Raw genomic sequence first — 19539 nt, 5'->3', positions numbered from 1 at the left:
GGATGTCAATCAGGGTGCCCTGCGGGCGTACTCAAAATTGATTACGGTTTGATGCACGATGCGCGTGGCTTTCCTACGCCGCCGCCGCCGCCGCTGTGCGATAAGCGGGTCAGTGTGTGATGCTGCCATGAAGTAAATGCCCATGCCGACGGACGGCTCTTCCATCCTCATCCTCGCGGCGGCCCTGCTCGCCACCGGTCTGGCTGCGGGCCTGCTCGCCGGTCTCCTCGGCATCGGTGGCGGTATCGTCGTCGTGCCGGTACTGTTCTACATTTTCTCGCTGTTCGGCTTCGATGCCAGCGTTGCCATGCACATGGCTGTGGGGACGTCGCTGGCGGCGATGGTGCCCACGTCGCTGATGTCCGCCCGCTCCCACTACCAGCGCGGTGCCGTCGATATGGCGCTGTTCAGGCGCTGGGCGCCGGCGGTGGTGGTGGGCGTGGTCATCGGCACGCTGATCGCTGGCGCGGTGCGCGGCCAAGTGCTCACCGCCATATTCGGCATCGTTTCGCTCGCCGTTGCCATCAATATGGTGACGCGCGGCGAGGGGACGCCGATCTGGCCGCAGCTCCCCAAGGGATGGCTGCTGCAACTGATCGCGACGGTAATCGGCCTGCTTTCTGCGCTGATGGGGATCGGCGGCGGGATGCTGAGCGTCCCAGTGATGAGCGCCTGCAGCTATCCGATCCGCCAGGCAGTGGCGACGGCGGCGGCCACCGGCACCCTGATCGCCCTGCCTGGCGCCATCGGCTTCATCCTCGCCGGTGTCGATGATCCGGGGCGGCCGCCCTTCAGCCTCGGCTTCGTCAACCTGATCGGTTTCGCCCTGATCGTGCCGGTGACCATGCTGGCGGCACCGTGGGGAGCCCGCATCGCCCATACCATCAATCCCAAGTGGCTGCGGCTGACCTTTGTCCTCTTTCTCTTCGTCACCGGCGGGCGCATGCTGTGGCGGGCGTTTGGCTAGCGGCGGATTGCTTATGGTGCGCATGCGGGGATCGAAGGGGGCAAACGGCCGTCACCGCCGCGTCGGCGCAACCCGGCGGCCCAGGCGGTGCGTTCGCCCAAGTTCCGCCCCAAGGTATTCCGCGATCCGCGCGCCTACGACCGCCGGCGGGTCAAGTCGGCCGATCGGGCGCGTGGGGAGGAGGACGAGGATGACAAAGAAAACGGCTGACCACGCCAGTTCGTTGAAGCCGGGCAAAGGCGATCGCAAGGCCTCGCCGGTGCCACAGAACAACCGCCTGACCCAGCAAACCCGCAAGCAACTCGGCAAACACTACGCCAACAAATACCACACCGTGCGGGGGTGAGGGCAGGGGGCAGGACGACAAGCAAGCAAGGTTAATCTTAGCACAAGTGCAAATTTCTCGCTTGCCGCTCTTATCATATGTGCTAAGTTAAGAGCTAAACATCAACATGGTCGGTGGGAGGAGGGTTAATGCATCGTCAGGGCTCTGTGAGGCGTTCCGTCCATGAAGCGTCCAAAGTTTGTGCGACTGTTAAAGCAATTTTGCCGAAGAACCGGCCGATCGTTTTCGAGTGACCTGACGTCTGGGAAAGGTTCCCATGCCAGGGTTACGGTGAACGGAAAAACGACAACTGTGAAGGCTGGCGAACTGACGCCGGCATATGTGGCCTTATTGCTCAAGCAGCTGGGACTGCCCCGCGATGCCTTGGATTGAAGAGACCATTCGCTACCATTTGGGAAGGGTTTGGTGATGCAACTTGTTTATCCGGTCGAGCTTGAAGAGGTGAAGGAAGGGCCGCCTGAGGGCCATTGCGTCCTGGTAACATTTCCTGATTTGCCGGAGGCAAACACCTTTGGGAGGGATCAGGACGATGCGCTTGCCAGTGCCGTTGATTGCCTGGAGGTGGCGTTGGCTGGCCGGATCAAGGACCGGGCGGATATTTCGCACCCGTCGCCGGCGGATGGCCGGCCCACCGTCGCTCCCGGTGGCCTGATTGCGGCCAAGACGGCGCTTTACCTTGCGATGCGGGAAGATGGCGTGCGTCCGTCGGAACTTGCCCGGCGGATGGGTGTCGATCAGCCGGCGATCAACCGGTTGCTCGACCCGAAGCATGCAAGCAAGCCGGCGCAGTTCGACTCGGCGCGCCAAGCTTGGCCGGCGGTTGGTGGTTTCGCTCGAACAACCGGTCTGAGCGCCGCCGCCCGCCACGTAACACTGGCCATTGAGCACGCAGCGAAGCCGGGGGTGGGGTGCACACATCGCAACGGATACCCAGCTAGCCGACCCTGTGGCAGAATGCCGCTGCGACGGCCGTCCGCGGCGCGAGGCAAGCGACGCCAATCAATGGACGGGTGGGCAACCGGGCAGGCGAGGAGAGCAGTGATGGCGGGCAAGTCGATTCTGATGCTGGTCGGCGATTTCGGCGAAGACTACGAGATCATGGTGCCGTTTCAGGCGCTGCAGATGATCGGCCACACGGTGCATGCCGTTTGCCCCGGCAAATCGGCGGGCGAAAAGATCTNNCGCACCGCGATCCACGATTTCGAGGGCGACCAGACCTATTCGGAGAAGCCCGGCCATAACTTTACCCTGAACGCCAGCTTCGATGCGGTGACCGAGACCGACTACGACGCGCTGGTCCTCCCGGGCGGCCGCGCGCCGGAGTATCTGCGGCTGAACGACCGGGTGCTGGTGATGGTGCGTCACTTCGCCGAAGCCAACAAGCCGATCGCCGCCGTCTGCCATGGCGCGCAACTGCTCGCCGCCGCCGGCGTCATCGGCGGCCGGCATGTCTCCGCCTATCCGGCGTGCGCTCCGGAGGTGCGGCTGGCCGGTGGCCGCTATGCGGAAATTGCCATCGACGACGCGGTGACCGATGGTAACTTGGTGACTGCCGCCGCTTGGCCGGCACATCCCACTTGGCTGGCCCAGTTCGTTGCCCTCCTTGACCAGGACGTGGCGCGGGCCAACTGAGGCCGGGCGACCTTAGACCGGGATACCCCCAAGCATGCCAAGACCTATCACCCCCACGGCGCTGGCGGACCTGCTGGCGCCCGGCAAGACCGTCTACATCCCCGGCATGGGCGGCCAGTCGGCGCTTGCGGTCGAAGCACTGCGCGCCAGACCGGAAGCGGCCGCCGGCGTCACCTTCACCGGGGTGTGGCTGCCAGGAATCAACCGGGTCGATTACGCCGGCCTCGATGCGACGGCGACGGCGGATGCGTTCTTCTTTAACCGCGACCTGGCAGCGAGTTTCGCTGCCGGGCGGATACGCCTGCGCCCTCTGTCCTATTTTGCCACCTACCGCTACCTTCGAGACGTCAGCCGCATCGATCTCGCCGTGCTGCAGGTGAGTCCCNCCGACGCATCCGGCCGGGTCAGCCTCGGCATCGGCAACGATTTCACCCCGGCGATCCTCGCCAAGGCAGCGGTGCGCGTTGCCCACGTCAATCCGCGCATGCCACGCACCCGCGGCTCGGCCACCGTTGCCCTGGCCGACCTGGACTATGTGATCGACGCCGAAGCCCTGCTGCTCCTTGATCAGACCGGCGAGGACGAGGTCTGGTCGGCGATCGGCCGGCATCTGGCGACGGTGGTGCCCGATGGTGCCGTGCTCGAAGTGGGTATCGGCCAGACGCCGCAGGTGCTGACGTCGCTGATCGGCCACCGCCGCCTTCGCCTGCACACGGGGGCGATCATGACCCCGGTGCTCGCCCTGGTCGGCTCGGGTGCTTTGGCCGAGGAGCAGGGCGCCATCGTCACCGGCACCGCGCTCGGCATCGACGAGCTCTACGCCTTCGTCGCCGATAATCCGCAGGTGGCCTTCGCTCCGGTGGGCTACACCCACAATATTGGCGTGCTGGCGCGCATTCCGCGCTTTACCGCTATCAACTCGGTGATCGAGGTGGACCTGTGGGGCGAAGCCAACGCCGAGATGGCCNGGGGGCGGCAGATCTCCAGTGCCGGCGGTCTGGTTGATTTCATGCGCGGCGCCCGCTTGTCACCGGGCGGCCGGGCCATTGTCGTTCTGCCGGCAACGGCAAAGGGCGGCAGCGTCTCGCGCATTGTCCCGCGCCTCCTGGCGGGTACGACGGTGAGCGTCGCCCGCGCCGACATGGATACGGTGATTACCGAGTTCGGCGTTGCCGAACTGCGTGACCGGACGCTCGATGAGCGCGCCGAGGCGTTGATCGCCGTGGCCGCACCGGCGTTCCGTGCCTCCCTCGCCGACACCTGGGCGGAGATGCGCCGCGCTCTCGCCTAGGGCCTGTTGAGATTCACCGTGAGTTTATGACGGCGGCGACGAGATAGATATTGGCGCTGAAGCTTTGGTCTGTTTTGTCGGCACGCATGGCGATGCGCTTGAACTCTTTGAGCTTACAGAAGAAGTTTTCGATGAGATGGCGCCATTTGTACATCTCGGCATCGAATGGGAGAGGCTTGCTCCGGCGCGGATGCTGGGAGATGACGATCTTGGCGCCGCGCTCGTTGAGCTCAGCGACGATGTCGTTGCTGTCGAAGGCTTTGTCGGCGATGAAAGCGTCGAATTGGAGGCCGTCGATGAGCGGGGCAACGCCGACGGTATCGAAGCGGTGGCCCGGCAGGAGTGCGAAGCGCACGAGATTGCCCAGGGCATCGGTCAGGGCCAGGATCTTGGTCGTCATGCCGCCTTTGGAGCGCCCTATGGCCTGGCTCTGAGTCCCCCTTTGCGCCCTGGCCATGGCGGTGAACCTTGACGATGGTGGCGTCGACCATGGCGTACTCCATATCGGGATCATCCGAGCAAGCCTCGAAAAGCCGAATGAAAACATCGGCTTTGACCCAGTCTCGGTAGCGCTTGAAGACGGTGTTCCAGTTGCCGAAAAAGGCCGGCAAATCACGCCAGGGACTGCCCGTGCGAACCACCCACAGAACCGCCTCGACAAAGAGCCGATTGTCTCTGCCGCTGCGACCCGCGTCCGTTGGCTTGCCCAGGCAGTGCGGTTCCATTCTCGCCCATTGGGCGTCTGTCAGTACAAAACGTTCCATCCATAGCTTGAATCACAATCAAGCCAAGGATGGAATCCTGAATCTCAACAGGCCCTAGACGAGGGCGCTTCGCCACTGCTCAGACTCAGCTCAAGCTCAGTTCATCCGCTCGATCAGTCGCTGCAGCAGCTCCTCGATTTCGTGCGCGCCGCTGACGATGGTGCCGGCGGCGAGACAGGCTTCGAGGGTGGCGATCGCGGTGTGAATGTTGCCGAGCCGGCTGTGCAGCATCGCCGTTTCCCACCACAGTTCGCTGCGGTTGGGGGCGATGGCGTTCATTCGTTCGAGTATTTCGAGCCCGCGTGTCAAGTCGCCAGCGCTGATGGCGCGCGATTTGATGTTGTTCTGCAACCGGATCAGGATGTCGCGATTGCTGACGGCGGCGTAGTCCTGCGGCTTGATCTCGGCCGTTGGCCCCTGCAATTGCTTCAGCCGCTGCCGCAGGTCGGCGGCAATCATGGTCCGTCCCCCGCCGAAGGGATCGATGATCACGTGTTGGCCGCGGGCGGTCAGCCGCACCAGGAAATGTGAGGGGAAACTGAGGCCGCAGATCTCGCCATCGTAGGCCCGCGCAGTGTGAACGTAGAGGATGCCGAGCGCCACCGGCAGGCCGCGGCGGCGATCGATCACGTCGATCAGGCTGGCGTTGCGCGGATCATCGTAGGTTTCGCCGTCGCCCTGGTAGCCATAATAGTCCACCAAGACATGGCGCAGCGCCTCCACCTGCATGTCGACGCTGTCGGTCCGCGTCACCCGCTCCGCGGCGCGCATGGCGATCTCAGCCAGATGCTGGTGGTAGGGGGCCAGATCCACCTCCGGCCGATCGATGGCGGCGAGGTGGAGGGCGGTTTCGGCAAGTGGAATGCGGCTATCGTCGCGGCGGCCCACGTCTCTCAAGGTTTCGAGCAGCTGCGTGCGGCATTCCACGATCGATTCTGTCTCCCTCTCCGCGATCTCTGCGCGACGCCCGGACGAGACGGGGCGCCTGGATCGTAATTAGGTCAGCAAACCCACTCTGCAAGACCTACGCCAACGAGGGGCACTGCATGAAGCTGATTGCGCGCAGAGTCTTCAGCGGCGTCGCGCCGCGACCACACGCATCGCCGCGCCGAGGGCACCGGTCAGCAGCCGGCGCGGCCATACCACCGGTACGAACGCAGCCTGGCCCACCGCGCCGCTCACCCGAATGGTCCCGCGACCCAAGCCGTCGAGGCCGGCGCGGGCGACAGCGGCGGGATCGGTGGCACCGGGCAAGTGGCTCAGATCGAAGCCGGCGCTGGTGCCGAAGGTGGTTCGGGTGGGACCAGGGCAAAGCGCCACCACGTCGATCGGCTCACCGCGCAGTTCTTCGGCAATCGCCTCGGCGAAGTTCAGATCGAAGGCTTTGCTGGCGGTGTAGGTGGCGAAGTAGGGGACCGGCGCGAACGCGGCGGTGCTGGCGACGATGATCAGGCCGGCGCGGCGCTGCGCGGCCTTCGCCCGTTGCAGCATGCCCGGCAGCAGTTGGCGGGTCAGCATCACCATCGCCACCACGTTGACCATGGTTGTTGCTCGTTCCAGAGCTGCCGGGTTATCGAGGAACGGACCGAAGGGACCGAGACCCGCATTGTTGATCAGGAGGTCGATGCCGAACGCGTCGGCACGTGCGGCCAGCGCATCCACCGCCGCCGGATCGGCGAGATCTGCCAGCATCGTTTCCACCGTCCGCCCCGGGCGGGCGAGCCGCTTGGCCGCGGCGGCCAGCCGCTCTTCGCTGCGCCCCGGCAGCAGCAGGCTGGTGGTTGCCGGCAGCTGCTCGGCGAAGGCCGCGCCGATGCCGCTCGTCGCGCCGGTGATCATGGCTCGCTGGTAAGCATGGCGCATGCCGCCAATTCTCCTGTCTCGTGTCCGGATGTCCCCCTGGTCCGGATGTTTCCCGCCGCGGATCCATGGGCACGAACACAAGGGCCGGGGTTACCGCCTCTGCCCGCGGGCAGGCAATGGCGCCGTCGCCAGGGGCTGGAAGTGCCGGCGGCGATCCCCTTTGAAGCCGCCACCGGGCAGCTATCTTACGCACACGCTTGCGGCCGACCAAGGGGTGCTGCCGAAAGAGTGCCAATGCTCGGGCGCCGCGCGCGCGGTCATTCGGCGCAAGGCGCAGCAACGACCGGGTGGCTGCCTGCATGCCTCCGTAATCTTTAAGGTTGCAGGCCCCGGCAAAAAGCGATTTTATGGCTTCAAAGCCACACAGGCATTCAAAAACGTGGAGGAGAAATGTTTAATTGTACACGCGCACTGATGGCGCTGTCTGTCGAAACGATATTGAAGACGCTTGATCTCGCGAAAGAAGTTCTTGATCTGTATTTGGCTCCCCTTGCGCAGCCGGTGCACAGAATGCCAATGGCGCTGACGCTGATCCCGGTGAAGGCTGATCAGCGGCAGCATGCGTCACGCGCATTTATTCGGTGTGCCGATCGCTATTGATCGTCCATATCCGCAGCCACAATCACACCGGACCGGCGTTGCCATGACGCCGGTCAGCTAACCGCCGGCGTTTCTCGCCGGTCGTGATCCGGTGTACGATCTCGATCCCAGCCGAGCACACCGGAATGCCTCTACGCTCGGCACAGCCGACGGCACTACCGGCGCGACCCGGCGAATCCAATATCAAAAGCTGATGAGTGCCGAAACGTTGAACCCCGCCGTTGTGCGCCTGCAGGCGGCGAGGGGCGTTTCAGGCGTGCGGGTTGTCGTAACCGTAAAGCCACCGCGTCGTCATCGACGAGACATTGCGGACGGAATGGCGGGTGCCGCGCGGGATGAAGACTTCGTCCCCCGGTTCGGCGACGAAGAGTTCGCCGTCGACGGCAACCTCAAGCCGTCCTTCGGCCACGGCCACCAACTCGTTGCTGTGGTGGACAAAATCAAGCCACGCGCGGCCCGGCGGGTCGACGAAAAGATCGCATGAGTAGCCGCAGGACCGCCACTCGGCAGCCACAGCGCCACGATTCACCGGTTCTGGGAACTTGCCCTTCCTGAACTTCTTCGCCATGACGATCCCCGCGCATCCTGGTGTTTGCGGCCTTGGTGCCGCTGCGTTCTTAAGAAGACGATATCACCACATCAACCACCGTGGCGCAACTAAGCAGCCGATGCTGACCTGGTTTTGTCACTATATTTCGGCAGGGCGCCGGCGAACGATGCGCGGTGATCAGCAGCCGCGCGTCAGCCGCGGCCGCTGCGACGGCATGCGGATCACAAGTTGTTGATTGCGGCGGGGAGCGAGCTAGGGCGGAAATGCTTTGCAGGAGGCCGCTCTACCGAGTTGGCGGCGCGTCCGTCGCGGGGGCGGCCGGGAGATAAAGCCCGATCGCCTCTTGCACCGCAGGACGATTTGAGTACCCTGCGGCCGCCTTGGCCTTGGCGGCGTTCGGGTCAAATCGCGACGGCCGGACGATCCGCCGAACCATGGCGAGGGGGAGCATCTGCCGTGCTGATGTCACGTTGCCTGGCCAAACCCGCTCAACAGCCACCGTCGTCCGCAACAACATTCTGTCACTGTGATGATTGATGCTAACGGCCTGACCAAGCGCTTTGGACCTTTGCTTGCCGCCGACCGGATCAGCCTGCACGTTCATAAGGGGAGGTGCTGGGCTTTCTTGGGCCCAATGGTGCCGGCAAGACGACGACCATGCGGATGATTGGCGGCTTCTTCGAACCCACCGCCGGCTCGGTCCGCATCTGCGGCCACGATATCGTCCAGGATCCGCTCGCCGCCCGGCGCTGCCTCGGTTATCTGCCGGAGGGGGCCCCCTCTACGGCGACATGAGTGTGCGCAGCTTCCTGGCCTTCGTCGCCGACGTCCGCGGCTATCGCGGCGCGGCGAAGCGGCGGAAGTTGGATCGGGTCATGGATATGGTGTCGCTCGCCGAAGTGTACGAGCAGCCGATCGAAACGCTGTCGAAGGGGTTCAAGCGTCGCGTCGGCCTGGCCCAGGCGATGCTGCACGAGCCGGAGGTGCTGATCCTGGATGAACCCACCGACGGTCTCGATCCCAATCAGAAGTTTCACGTTCGCCAGCTGATCGGCACCCTCGCGCGGGTCGGCCATCATCGTTTCCACCCACATCCTGGAAGAGGTGGACGCGGTGTGTACGCGGGCGGTGATCATCAACCGCGGCCGCGTCGTCGCCGACGGCACCGCCGACCAGCTACTTGCCAGATTGCCGGAGCACAACACGCTGCTGGTCAGCGTCAACGCCAACCAAGCGACCGCGGCGCGCTCGGTGCTGCAGCGCTTTGCCGCCGACGGCCTCGCCGAAAGTCTCGCCGCCGACGGCCGCCATGAACTGCGGCTGTCCTGCCGCGGCGGCTCGGTGCCGCTTGCTGCCATCACTCAGGCGCTGCAGGAGGCGGGCGTGGCGGCGCGGTCGATCGAGGTCGATCGAGGTCGACTAGACGAGGTGTTCCGCCTGTTGACCACCGATGCGGAAACGGCCGATGCACGGGAGACCCGCCATGCATAACGTGCTAGCCGTCGCCGGCCGTGAACTGCGCGGCTATTTCGCCACTCCCGTCGGCTATGTCTTCATCGTCATCTTCGTCGCCATCGCCGGCGCCCTGCCGTTTTATGCCGGCGCCTTCTTCGAGCGGCGAGAGGCGACGCTGGAAAACTTCTTCGTCTTCCATCCCTGGCTCTATCTGCTGCTGGTCCCGGCGGTGGCGATGCGCCTGTGGGCGGAGGAGCGCAAGACCGGCACCATCGAATTGCTGCTGACGTTGCCGATTTCGCCGACACAGGCGACCATCGGCAAGTTCCTTGCCGCCTGGGCGTTCATTGCCGTTGCCCTGGCGCTCACCTTTCCCATGTGGATCACGGTCAACGTGCTGGGACAGCCGGATAACGGCGTCATCGCCGCCAGCTACTTCGGCAGCCTGCTGATGGCGGGGGCCTTCCTGGCCATCGGCTCGTGCATGTCGGCGCTGACCAAAAATCAGGTGGTTGCCTTCATTCTCGCCGCCGCCGTCTGCTTCCTGTGGACGATGAGTGGTCTCGACCTGGTGCTGGACTGGGTGCGGCGGATCGCACCGGCAGGGGTGGTGGACTTCGTCGCCGGCCTCAGTTTCCTCGAACATTTCGATGCGGTCACCAAAGGCGTACTCAGCCTGCGCGATCTGGTGTTCTTTGCCACCACGATTGCCTTCTGGCTGTTCGCGACGGTGGTTGCAGTGGACGCGCGGAGGGGTGCATGAGCGGGCCGCTCGATTGGCNTGCGCCGCCGCGAAGGCTCGCGGCTTGGCGTGGTGGGACTCGGCGTCGCCGCCGTGTTGTTTGTCGCCGTTAACGTGATTGCTGATCGTGGCCTCAGGGGCGATCAGATCGATTTGACGCAAAACCACCTCTTCACGCTGGCCGAGGGCACGCGCCATACGCTAGCGAACCTCGACGAGCCGATCGACATTCGCCTCTACTTCTCCCGCTCGCTCGGCGACAGCGTGCCCCAGTATGCGGCTTACTTTGCCCGGGTGAAGGCGCTGCTCGAGCGCTACGTCGAACTGGCCAACGGCAAGTTGAATCTGACCGTCCTCGATCCCGAGCCCTTCTCCGACGCCGAGGACCGTGCCGTCGCCGATGGCATGCAAGGTGTGCCGATCACCCAGGCGGGTGACCAGGGGTACTTCGGTCTCGCCGCCAGCAATTCCACCGACGGCGCCGACAAGATTGGTTTTTTCGGTCTCGAGCGGGAGCGCTTCCTCGAATACGACCTGACGAAGCTGATTCTCGGCCTGGCGGAGACGCATAAGCCGGTCGTGGGCGTCATTTCGGCGCTTCCCCCTTCGTCCGGCGGCCGCCCCGGTAGCCCGCGCGAGCCGCAACAGTTGACGCTGCTGAGCGAGCTTGGCCAGTTTTTCACCGTTCGCGAACTGCCGCCCGACAGCGCGGAGGTGCCGGCGGACGTAACGGCGCTGTTCGTTGTCCACCTGGGCGGCCTGACCGAGAGCGCGTTGAAGGCGGTCGATAGCTTCGTTGCCGCTGGCAAGCCGGCCCTGGTGCTGGTGGACCCGGTGCCGGAGGCGCTGCCGCCGCATGCACCGCCACTGGTTGAACCCGCCCCTCCGGAGGCGGTCAACAGCCTGCTCGCGGCCTGGGGGCTGCAACTACTCAACAACAAGGTCGCGGGTGACCTCGACGCGGCGCGCCGCGTTTCCACCGGCGGAACGATTGCCGACTACGTTGCCTGGCTGTCGCTGCCGAAGACAGATGTGGACACCAGCGACCCGGTGATGGCCAGCGTCGAGCGCCTCAACTTTGCCACCGCCGGCATTCTCGAGCGCCTCCCTGACGCGACGACGACGGTCACCCCGCTCATCTCCACCGGCCCGCGGTCGGCACCGATTGATGCCTCGAAGGTGCAGTTCGGCCCGGACGTGGTTGGCATCCTTCGCGAGTTCAAGCCGGAAGGCCAGCCGCTGATGCTTGCCGCGCGTATCAGCGGTCCTGCTCGGGCAGCGTTTGCCGGTGACGGTGGGGCCGGCAATGGCAGCGACAAGCAACCGATCAATGTCATGGTCGTTGCCGACGTGGATTTCATCTACGACCGCATGTGGCTCAACCAGAGCAATTTCTTCGGCGAGCAGGTGGTCCAGCCCATTGCCAACAATGCCGACTTCGTCATCAACGCGCTGGAGAATCTGAGCGGCAGTGCGTCCCTGGCGGGGCTGCGAGGGCGCGGTTCGTCCTATCGGCCGTTCACCCTGGTCGAGAACCTGCAGGTGGAAGCCGAGCAGCTTTATCGCTCCAAGGAGCAGGCGCTGCAGGAACAGTTGAAGCAACTGCAGATCCGGATCGACAGCATCCAGAAGCGCCAGGGGGAGCAGGGTCAGACGCTGCTGACGGACGACGACCAGACCGCCATGGATCGCTTCCGCAGTCAGTTTATTGCCGTGCGCAAGCAACTCCGCGATGTCCAACTGGCACTGCGCCAGGATATCGAGCAGGTGGAGAACTGGGCAAAGATCATCAACATCGCCGCCATCCCGATGGTGATGGTTGTGGTGGCGATCATTGTCATGATCGTGCGGCGCCTGCGCCGGCGACATGCCGTCCAACGACCGGCGTAAGCGGAGGGGATAAAGGAAATGCGACTGCCTGCTTTCCTGGCCTTGAGTGCGACAACGGTGGCGGCGGTTGGCGTCGCCGCCGTACTGGTCCTTCGCCAGCCGGAAACGGCGGCCGTCACCGGTAGTGGCGAGCTGCTTTTCCCCGCATTGGTTGGTGCCGCCAATCAGATCAACGAGATCCGCATTCAAAAGGGCAGCGAGACGACCACCATCGTCCGCGGTGACCAAGCCTGGAGCATCCGCGAGCGGGGCGACTACCCTGCTTCGAAGGAGAAGATCAAACAGCTGGTGGTGGAGCTGGCGCAGCTGCGACGACTAGAAGCGAAGACCGATAATCCGGAACGCTATGCCAGCATCGGCGTCGAGGACGTGGGTGCCAATGCGGGTTCGACCGCGGTCACCGTCACCGATGCCCAAGGGCAACCTCTGGCGAAGCTCCTGCTCGGCGAGACGCCAACGACCGGTGCCACGACCGACACCCATTTCGTGCGGATTCCCGGCGAGCCGCGGGCCTGGCTTGCCGAGGGCGCGCTGAGTGCGGAGCCGGCCGTGGCCACCTGGATCGACCAGACGGTGATCGATCTGCCTGCCGACCAATTGGCGGAAGTGAAGGTGACACGGCCCGACGGAAAGACGCTGACGGCAGTAAAGGCCGACGCCGCGGCGCCGCATTTTGCGTTGCGCGAGTTGCCCCGCAATCGCCACCTGAAGAGCGAAGACGCCCTGGACGGGATGGCGATTGCCCTCACCCAACTGCAGCTGCAGGACTTGGTGATGGCGAATCAAATCGATTTTCCCGCCGCCAGCAGCTCGCACGCCCGCTTTCGCACCTTTGATGGCCTGATTGTGGACGTCGAACTGGTGCAGCACGACGGCAAGGACTGGATCAGGCTGTCGGCAGCGGCGGTGCCCGGTGCCACGGCGGCAACGGTCGCAAAGGCGGAAGATCTCAACAGGAGTACGCGTGGCTACGCCTATAACGTGTACACATGGAAGGTTGCGCCGCTGCTGCGTAGTCTTGACGAACTGACCGACGCCGGATCGGGGTCATGAGCGGGCACGCCCGCTTTTCCTGACCGCCGGCAATCCGGCGGCGCTGCTGCAGCGCTGCGACGCGAAATTTCTATGCGCAAGCTGTCGATACGCGATGTCGGCTATTTGGTGTGTACGGGTGCGTCCGCAGTTGACAAGCGCGGTGAAGCACCACGATCATCATTACAATCTCTAGTCACAATGGAATGGTAGCGCCACAATGGGGCGGCTCGCGATCCTGATCCTTACGATGTTTTGGGGGATCGTCACCCTCGGCTCCCTGGTGTGGGAAGTGCTGGATCCGGCATCGATTTCTACTGACAGCCGGCCGCAGGCGCTGCCACCAAGTCTAACCGGAAAGGCTGACACCGAGATGGTGCCGGCGACAGCGGCCGCGGCACCGGCAGATGCAAGCGAACCGACTCTGGCCGAACTGTCGCCGGGTTTGCGTGCATCGCTGCGAGCGACCGTTGGCGAGCAGGATGCGTCGAACCCGCGCCGCGCGGCAACAGATGCCACCCTGGGCACCGCAGGTGACGCCGCCGCCGCACCGGCGGGCCAGACCGCGGCACCGCCGCCGGTGGTGGCTCCCATGATGCGGCCGCGCCCGCGACCTGCAGGCCTCATGACCGCCGATGCGACGCCGACCGCCACAGCCAAGACGAGCCTGGGAGCGATCAAGCCGCCAATCGCCCGACCTTCGACCACCAAGTCGACTGCTTCCGTCGCCAAGGCGCCGGATGGCCAACTGCGCGCTGGTGCACCGCGGGGCAATGCCCGCGTTGCCGAGGCGCAGGAGCTGCTCGCGGCCCTGGGTTACCCGATCGGGGTCCTGGATGGCCGGTTGGGTCCGCAGACGCAGGCGGCGGTCAAGGCCTACGAAAAGAGGGGTGGGCTCAAGGCCGACGGGCGTGTCGACGAACAGATGCTGGCTCGCTTGCGTGCGGACGCCGCCGCTTTATCGCGCGACGAGGCGGTGGCAGCTACCCCGGGTAGTGCACCGGTACCCTCGCGAAGCCTCACCGGACGGGTGCTGGGGAATGTGCAGCGTTTGATCGGGCACGATTTCAACAGCGTAACCGCGCCCGAGGCGGTCAACGCCTATTGCGACGAACACGGCGACGAATGGATTTACGATCGTGGCGTTGACCGCTTGCGCGCCTGTGCTGAATTGGTGGGCAAACCCAAGGTCGCGTTCCGTCCACTGCCTGGTGATCGCTAGCAACACTTTTCGCTACGGATATGGCCGGAGTGGCGAGCCGTCGCTGCGCGGTTGTTTGCTGTCTGGTGGAACGTGCGCTACGCGCGATTGCGAGGGCGTTTTTGCCGCACTGCACGAATGAAATTTCGATGTCACGATGCTAGCTATTGCTGCCGCTTTGCCGCGCAAGATTTACTGATCGCGTGAATAATCTAGGTAACACAAAAGAGTAGCGTGGCTGGAGGGCATCGTTACCCGGCGTCGTTACCCAACCCGGCGCCGGGGAGAGAGATTTGTGACGCATTGCGCAGTGCGGCAGTTCGATTAGGATGCCTCTAAACTTTGTAAGGCGCAGGCAGTCAGGAAAATGCACCTCGATTTTGCATGTGCGTAACGTCGCTGACCGATGGTTTCGGTCATACCCTGCCGCAGCCCCCATGGTGTTTTGGCGCACGAGGCCCCCGGGGCGGAACGAAGAGTTACGTGTACACTTTCAAGGTAGCCCGCTGCAAGCGATGAACGAAACAACGCAGATGACCACGAACCCCGCCATCCCGTCGGCAAGTCCGGTGACCGCACGGCCACCGGCCTGGAAGCGGATTGCGGGCATGGGGGCGATCAATGGCCAGCATCGCCGATCAGGGAGCGTCGGCGGCGATCAATTTTCTCTGCAGTGTGTTTGTCGGCCGCTTGATCGGCGCCGAGGGTCTCGGCATCTTCGCCATGACCAGCGTGCTGGTGATGACCCTGCGTTCGCTGCAGGGCGGCGCGGTGCTCGAGCCCATGTCGGTGTTCGGCTCACGCCGGTCAGCCCAGGAGCGTGGCGGCTACCTTGGCTTCGTCGTCATGCTGCAGTTGCTGTGGATCGGCGGGATCAGTGCCCTGCTAGGCCTCGGTTCATTCGTTCTCTGGCAGATGGGAACGATCGATCTGGTGCATACGCGCACCGTCGTCGTCAGCTTGATTTTTGCCAATGTCATAACCTTCCAATACATGATGCGTCGGCAATTCTATGTGGACCATCAGCCCTACAGTGCCTGCGTCCAATCCTTGGCTTACGTGGTTGTCAGCGTCGGTGGCCTTTGGCTGTACAAGCAGGTCGGCGAGGTCACCATTGTCGGCATGTACTTTGTGCTTTGCGCGAGCAGCTTCATCGTATGCGGTGTTCAGGCCATCCGGCTGGGGCGTCAAGTTCGCCTCCCTGATGCGGACGAGAAGCGGAGGTTTTCGCACGATCATTGGTCGTATGGCCGCTGGATCCTGCTCGCCATGCCCGCAACCATCGCCTATTATCAGGGTTACTTCCTGCTTTGTGGTTCGCTGCTGTCGACGCAGGAAACCGGTTACCTGAAGGCAGTAGACTCACTGGTTGCGCCGTTTACCCAGGTTGCGATCGGGCTCAGCCTGATGTTTGTGCCGATGATCGCCAAGCGCATTGATAACATGAGTATTGCGGCACGTGTCGCCTACACGCGCAAACTGTTTCTCGGCATGTTGGGCATTTCCTCGGTTTATGCGGCGATCGCCTTCTTTTTTGGCCCAACGATTGTTCTGTGGACCTTCGGTGAGAAGCTGGCCGCGGCTGGGCCGGTGCTGCAGAAGATGGCCCTCATCCCGCTGTTCATCGGTATGGGGCAGCCAGCCAGCATCATGCTGACGGTGCATCAACGTTCTGACCTCCGCTTTTACGCCGTTATGGTGGCTGCCGTCGCTACCTTCGTGGTGGGCGTGCCGCTGATACTCAATTTCGGCCTGGACGGCGCAACCTGGGGCATGTGCGTCTCGCAGGGTGTGCTGAGTGCGGGTATATGGGTGGCGCTGTTGTGGTTACGCTATCGCCATGCCGATGGTAACGTGCCAGCAGCTAAAGCTGCCGGTGCTGCTTCAGCTTGATGCAGGGGAGGCGAGGCCACATGGCACAAGTGATCTTTTATGCGAAGCCGGGATGTAAGGGAAATGCCCGGCAGATGCAGGTGCTGCAGTCCGCCGGGCACGAGGTGATCGTGCGTGACCTGCTGTCCGAACCGTGGACTGAAGCGACGCTGCGCGGCTTTTTCGGCGATTGCCCGGTGGCAGCGTGGTTCAATCGCTCTGCCGTCCGGGTCAAGAGCGGCGAGATTGTCCCGGACACGCTGAGCGCTGAGACGGCGATGGCGCTGCTGATCGCCGATCCGGCACTGATCCGCCGACCGCTGCTGGAGGCGATGGGCAAGCGGCAGGTGGGCTGGGAGCCGGAGATCATCGAGGGCTGGATCGGTCTGGCGACGGCGATGTCGCCGGGCCGGGAGGGATGCGCCAGCCGCGGTGGCAAGGCCGACGCGACGATGCCGATGCCGGCAGGCGGGGCCGAGAATGCCTGCCAATTGACCACCGACGACCATTAAAGCGCGCCGGCTGACCGCCGCGGCACCGACCACATCGGGGAAGTCGCTTCCCTTCAGGCCAATGCCTCAGCGATGGTCCGAGAAGGCGTCGCGCACCTTGCAGACCAGCGACATCAGCCGCCGCGAGGGCGGCGGTGCCAGGGTGCCGGCGAGGAGGTTGACGGCCGCCTTGCGCGCGTCCGTTTCCCGCGTCTGCCGCACCTCGATCCCGCGCTTGCGCATCTTGGCGAGAAACCCTTCCCCGGCGAAACGGGTGACGATCACCGCAACGCCGTCCAGTGGGTGGAGCCCCGGACCCTGGAAGCGGTGAAAAACCTGCGGTGGCAGCAGGTCCAGGCGCTTGCCGTCGCCGAGAAGGCCGTTGGCGTCCATCTCGAAGATAAGCCACCGCTGTGCCTGGCCGGCGTGGCCGGACACTGTCCGATAGTCGTTGCTGCTGACCGCGATCCGCATCGATTGTGTCTGCATCTGTTGGCCTCTTCGCGCTGGCGGGGATGAAGCGATCGAAGGGGCGGTCGCTGCCCTGCAAGCGCTGCACCCACGATCGTTGAGCCGTTCTCTCTTGCGGCGTGGCTGCCGGATTGCCGCCCGTTCAGCTTTACTGCTGCTTCAGCGTCTGCAACAGGTCGGCCAGATCACCCATCACCACCAGGGTGTCGCCGGCGGCAACGGTATAGTCCGGAGCGGGGATGAAGGGACGCTTGTCGCGGCCGGCCGGATCGACGGCAAGGACTTGAATGTGTTCATTGGCGACCATCTTCATGTCCTGTAACGCCTTGCCGATCAGTCCCTCCGGTGCCTTGAGGGCGAGAATGCGCACCTGACCTTCCAGTGGCACGTACTCGATCACGTTGGGAAAGGTGAGCGAAGCGGCAATCTTGGCGGCGATGTCGCGGTCGGGCTGGACTACGTCGGTGGCCCCCACTAGACGCAGAATCTTTCCCTGTTCCTCGTCCGCCACTTTGACCATCACCCGCGGAATGCCGATTTCACGCAGATAGTGGGTGAGGAGGACATGGGTCTCCAGCCGTCTGCCGACGGCGATGAGCACCACGTCCACGTCACGAATGCCGATCTCCTCCAGCACTTCGCGGTCGGTGGCGTCGGCGACGATCGCCTTGCTGACGTTCTCCATGATCCGCTGGATGATGTCGGCACTCTTGTCGATGGCGATCACCTCGTTGCCGAGGGCGTGCAGCCAGTAAGCCAGGCTGAAGCCGAAGTCGCCCAGCCCGAGAATGGCAATTCGCATCGTCTCTTCTCCCCACCGGTCGGTCCTGGCAGGCACCGGTTTGTGATAATCGCGATCGGCCTTAGCCGATCATCAAATGCTCTTCGGCATAGCGGAGCGGTGGCCGCGGCTTCCGCCGCGAAATCGCCACCGCCAGCGTCAACGGGCCGAGCCTGCCGATAAACATCAGCACGATGAGCAGGCACTTGCCGGTCGCGGCGAGTTCGGGGGTGATCCCGGTAGTCAGGCCGACGGTGCACAATGCCGAGATCACCTCGAACAGCAGACCGAGCGACCATTGGCTGGTCTGCGGCAAACTCGTCTCATTCACCTCCAGCGCTGCCAGCAAGATGACGGCGAGGCTGGCGGCAAAAACCGCCAGGGCAAGGACGATCATCGCCTTGGCGGTTACGTCGCTGGGGATGCCGCGGTTGAACAGGCGCGGATAGCGCTCACCACGAAATCCGGCGCGGGCCAATGCGAAGATCACGGCGACGGTGGTGGCCTTGATGCCGCCGGCGGTGGAGCCGGGACAGCCTCCCACCAGCATCAGCGCGATGGTCACGTAGATCGTGGCCGCGGTGAGTTGGCCATAGTCAACGGTGCTGAAGCCGGCGGTACGGGCGGTGACCGACGCGAGCAGGCTGGTAAGCGCCACATCGGTGGAGGAGGCGTGAGCGAAGATGTTTTTCCGTTCCAGGACGGCAAAGGCAAGCATGCCGCCGACGATCAGGATCGCCGTCATCGTCAGCGCCGTCTTTGAATGCAGACTCAGGCGCCGGCGCGTGGCTGTGGGCTTACGCAGCCAGTCGGCTACTTCGGTCAGGACACTGAAGCCGAGGCCGCCCAACACGATCAGGGCGGTGATCGGCAGGATGATGGTGGCATTGGTGCGATCGCTGATCAAGTTGTCCGGCCGCAAGCCGAATCCGGCGTTGCAGAAGGCGCTGACCGCGTGAAACACCGACATCCATAGCGCCTCGGCAAGCGGGAGGCGCCGGCTTTCTTCGAGGAAGAGGAAAACGGCGCCGCAGCCTTCGATGGCGAAGGTCCATAGGAGCACCCGGCGCAACAGGGTGCTGAAGGCGACATCACGGTGACGAAAGAAACTGCCGGTCACCGCCTCCATGCTGGACAGTGAAACGCTCTGGCGCAGCAGAAGGAAGACCACGGTAGAGACGGTGGTAATGCCAACGCCGCCGATCTGGATCAGCAGCAGGATGATCGCCTGACCAAAGCCATTGAAGCGGGTTCCGGTATCGACGACGGTCAGGCCGGTAACACAGACAGCACTGGCGGCGGTGAAGATGGCATCCAGCACACCTACCGGCTCGCCGCGCTGTGCCATCGGCAATGCCAGGATCGCCCCACCAACCAGGATCGCCGAGGCAAAGCCGAGGGCAAGGACGCGACTGGGGTCGAGGAAAAGGCGCATGCCGCGGACCGATCGTCGAGGAGGGAGGGGCGATGTTCGTTCTTTGGCGGCGAGTATAGCTCGCGCTCCGCACGTGCACCACGGCGTGGCGATTCCCGGTTGCTGGTCACGAGCGCGTGCGCCAGCGTTCTGCATGCGCACTCTTGATTGACGCTT

General features: G+C 64.0%; 20 protein-coding genes and 2 pseudogenes. 15 read left to right on the top strand and 7 right to left on the bottom strand.

Annotated elements, in window-relative coordinates:
* Window positions 1-142 precede the first annotated feature (142 nt).
* From HQ394_RS03885 to HQ394_RS03870, 5 genes are all read left to right on the top strand, one after another.
* On the top strand, window positions 143-967 hold the full coding sequence (locus HQ394_RS03885) for a sulfite exporter TauE/SafE family protein (protein WP_190262107.1): 825 nt from the start codon (window positions 143-145) through the stop codon (window positions 965-967).
* An 87-nt stretch (window positions 968-1054) separates the two neighbouring features.
* A complete protein-coding gene (locus HQ394_RS20390; protein ID WP_263053768.1) occupies window positions 1055-1177 on the top strand; it encodes a hypothetical protein in 123 nt (40 codons plus the stop codon).
* Window positions 1158-1313, top strand: coding sequence for a hypothetical protein (locus HQ394_RS03880; protein WP_190262106.1), 156 nt, complete (start codon window positions 1158-1160; stop codon window positions 1311-1313). The genes HQ394_RS20390 and HQ394_RS03880 overlap by 20 nt, the downstream gene beginning before the upstream one ends.
* 408 nt (window positions 1314-1721) lie before the next feature.
* Entirely contained in the window at window positions 1722-2945 is a 1224-nt protein-coding gene (locus HQ394_RS21435; RefSeq protein WP_456151529.1) for a DJ-1/PfpI/YhbO family deglycase/protease, read from the top strand.
* Between the two features lie 34 nt (window positions 2946-2979).
* Window positions 2980-4236 carry an acetyl-CoA hydrolase/transferase family protein gene (locus HQ394_RS03870; protein WP_190262105.1) on the top strand — a complete coding sequence of 419 codons (1257 nt, stop codon included), beginning with the start codon at window positions 2980-2982 and terminating at the stop codon, window positions 4234-4236.
* A gap of 13 nt (window positions 4237-4249) precedes the next feature.
* Here the strand turns inward: HQ394_RS03870 and HQ394_RS03865 are convergent.
* The 3 genes and pseudogenes from HQ394_RS03865 to HQ394_RS03855 all read right to left on the bottom strand — a co-directional run bounded on the left by HQ394_RS03865 (window position 4250) and on the right by HQ394_RS03855 (window position 6863).
* Window positions 4250-4961, bottom strand: a pseudogene (locus HQ394_RS03865) (IS5 family transposase).
* A gap of 135 nt (window positions 4962-5096) precedes the next feature.
* Entirely contained in the window at window positions 5097-5927 is an 831-nt protein-coding gene (locus HQ394_RS03860; RefSeq protein WP_190262104.1) for a SirB1 family protein, read from the bottom strand.
* A 144-nt stretch (window positions 5928-6071) separates the two neighbouring features.
* On the bottom strand, window positions 6072-6863 hold the full coding sequence (locus tag HQ394_RS03855) for an SDR family NAD(P)-dependent oxidoreductase (protein WP_190262103.1): 792 nt from the start codon (window positions 6861-6863) through the stop codon (window positions 6072-6074).
* A 414-nt stretch (window positions 6864-7277) separates the two neighbouring features.
* Here HQ394_RS03855 and HQ394_RS03850 point away from each other — a divergent pair, with 414 nt between their 5' ends.
* The gene (locus HQ394_RS03850; protein ID WP_190262102.1) at window positions 7278-7463 is read left to right on the top strand and encodes a hypothetical protein; all 186 of its coding nucleotides are present in this window, start codon (window positions 7278-7280) and stop codon (window positions 7461-7463) included.
* A 250-nt stretch (window positions 7464-7713) separates the two neighbouring features.
* Here HQ394_RS03850 and HQ394_RS03845 read toward each other — a convergent pair whose 3' ends face one another.
* Window positions 7714-8031, bottom strand: coding sequence for a cupin domain-containing protein (locus HQ394_RS03845; RefSeq protein WP_190262101.1), 318 nt, complete (start codon window positions 8029-8031; stop codon window positions 7714-7716).
* 594 nt (window positions 8032-8625) lie between these two features.
* On the opposite strand from HQ394_RS03845, the gene HQ394_RS20385 reads away from it, so the two are divergent.
* The 9 genes and pseudogenes from HQ394_RS20385 (at window position 8626) to HQ394_RS03805 (ending at window position 16717) form a co-directional block, all read left to right on the top strand.
* Window positions 8626-8808 carry an ATP-binding cassette domain-containing protein gene (locus tag HQ394_RS20385; protein WP_263053767.1) on the top strand — a complete coding sequence of 61 codons (183 nt, stop codon included), beginning with the start codon at window positions 8626-8628 and terminating at the stop codon, window positions 8806-8808.
* Window positions 8805-8960 (top strand): annotated as a pseudogene (locus HQ394_RS20380) (ABC transporter ATP-binding protein); the annotation flags it as partial. The gene HQ394_RS20385 and the pseudogene HQ394_RS20380, both read left to right, overlap by 4 nt.
* Window positions 8961-9126: 166 nt before the next feature.
* Window positions 9127-9504 carry an ATP-binding cassette domain-containing protein gene (locus HQ394_RS19480; protein ID WP_223292150.1) on the top strand — a complete coding sequence of 126 codons (378 nt, stop codon included), beginning with the start codon at window positions 9127-9129 and terminating at the stop codon, window positions 9502-9504.
* Window positions 9497-10231 (top strand): ABC transporter permease, encoded by a 735-nt coding sequence (locus HQ394_RS03830; protein ID WP_190262099.1) that lies wholly within the window; start codon window positions 9497-9499, stop codon window positions 10229-10231. The genes HQ394_RS19480 and HQ394_RS03830 overlap by 8 nt, the downstream gene beginning before the upstream one ends.
* Window positions 10232-10279: 48 nt before the next feature.
* Window positions 10280-12100 (top strand): Gldg family protein, encoded by a 1821-nt coding sequence (locus HQ394_RS03825; protein WP_223291827.1) that lies wholly within the window; start codon window positions 10280-10282, stop codon window positions 12098-12100.
* 18 nt (window positions 12101-12118) lie between these two features.
* A complete protein-coding gene (locus tag HQ394_RS03820) occupies window positions 12119-13153 on the top strand; it encodes a DUF4340 domain-containing protein (protein WP_190262097.1) in 1035 nt (344 codons plus the stop codon).
* Between the two features lie 199 nt (window positions 13154-13352).
* Window positions 13353-14354, top strand: a complete 1002-nt coding sequence (locus HQ394_RS03815) for a peptidoglycan-binding domain-containing protein (RefSeq protein ID WP_190262096.1) — start codon at window positions 13353-13355, stop codon at window positions 14352-14354.
* A 669-nt stretch (window positions 14355-15023) separates the two neighbouring features.
* Window positions 15024-16226 carry a lipopolysaccharide biosynthesis protein gene (locus tag HQ394_RS03810; protein ID WP_190262095.1) on the top strand — a complete coding sequence of 401 codons (1203 nt, stop codon included), beginning with the start codon at window positions 15024-15026 and terminating at the stop codon, window positions 16224-16226.
* A 20-nt stretch (window positions 16227-16246) separates the two neighbouring features.
* Window positions 16247-16717, top strand: coding sequence for an ArsC/Spx/MgsR family protein (locus HQ394_RS03805; protein ID WP_190262094.1), 471 nt, complete (start codon window positions 16247-16249; stop codon window positions 16715-16717).
* Between the two features lie 66 nt (window positions 16718-16783).
* On the opposite strand, the gene HQ394_RS03800 is transcribed toward HQ394_RS03805, so the two are convergent.
* From HQ394_RS03800 to HQ394_RS03790, 3 genes are all read right to left on the bottom strand, one after another.
* Window positions 16784-17185: a NifB/NifX family molybdenum-iron cluster-binding protein gene (locus HQ394_RS03800; protein ID WP_190262093.1), complete on the bottom strand. Its 402-nt coding sequence runs from the start codon at window positions 17183-17185 to the stop codon at window positions 16784-16786.
* 130 nt (window positions 17186-17315) lie between these two features.
* A complete protein-coding gene (locus HQ394_RS03795) occupies window positions 17316-17969 on the bottom strand; it encodes a potassium channel family protein (protein ID WP_190262092.1) in 654 nt (217 codons plus the stop codon).
* Window positions 17970-18030: 61 nt separating this feature from the next.
* Window positions 18031-19383 (bottom strand): TrkH family potassium uptake protein, encoded by a 1353-nt coding sequence (locus HQ394_RS03790; RefSeq protein WP_190262091.1) that lies wholly within the window; start codon window positions 19381-19383, stop codon window positions 18031-18033.
* Window positions 19384-19539 lie beyond the last annotated feature (156 nt).

This window comes from Defluviicoccus vanus (genome assembly GCF_014672695.1).
Taxonomy (GTDB): Bacteria; Pseudomonadota; Alphaproteobacteria; order Rhodospirillales; family Defluviicoccaceae; genus Defluviicoccus; species Defluviicoccus vanus.
This window is presented reverse-complemented; position numbering and strand designations above follow the sequence as displayed.

Bases quoted from the DNA above. Each gene is read 5' to 3' on its own strand.
- HQ394_RS03880 (WP_190262106.1), top strand. From the start codon at position 1,158: ATGACAAAGAAAACGGCTGACCACGCCAGTTCGTTGAAGCCGGGCAAA.
- HQ394_RS03845 (WP_190262101.1), bottom strand. From the start codon at position 8,031: ATGGCGAAGAAGTTCAGGAAGGGCAAGTTCCCAGAACCGGTGAATCGT.
- HQ394_RS03830 (WP_190262099.1), top strand. From the start codon at position 9,497: ATGCATAACGTGCTAGCCGTCGCCGGCCGTGAACTGCGCGGCTATTTC.
- HQ394_RS03815 (WP_190262096.1), top strand. From the start codon at position 13,353: ATGGGGCGGCTCGCGATCCTGATCCTTACGATGTTTTGGGGGATCGTC.
- HQ394_RS03800 (WP_190262093.1), bottom strand. From the start codon at position 17,185: ATGCAGACACAATCGATGCGGATCGCGGTCAGCAGCAACGACTATCGG.
- HQ394_RS03885 (WP_190262107.1), top strand. From the start codon at position 143: ATGCCGACGGACGGCTCTTCCATCCTCATCCTCGCGGCGGCCCTGCTC.
- HQ394_RS03820 (WP_190262097.1), top strand. From the start codon at position 12,119: ATGCGACTGCCTGCTTTCCTGGCCTTGAGTGCGACAACGGTGGCGGCG.
- HQ394_RS03790 (WP_190262091.1), bottom strand. From the start codon at position 19,383: ATGCGCCTTTTCCTCGACCCCAGTCGCGTCCTTGCCCTCGGCTTTGCC.
- HQ394_RS03850 (WP_190262102.1), top strand. From the start codon at position 7,278: ATGGCGCTGTCTGTCGAAACGATATTGAAGACGCTTGATCTCGCGAAA.
- HQ394_RS03795 (WP_190262092.1), bottom strand. From the start codon at position 17,969: ATGCGAATTGCCATTCTCGGGCTGGGCGACTTCGGCTTCAGCCTGGCT.
- HQ394_RS03855 (WP_190262103.1), bottom strand. From the start codon at position 6,863: ATGCGCCATGCTTACCAGCGAGCCATGATCACCGGCGCGACGAGCGGC.
- HQ394_RS03805 (WP_190262094.1), top strand. From the start codon at position 16,247: ATGGCACAAGTGATCTTTTATGCGAAGCCGGGATGTAAGGGAAATGCC.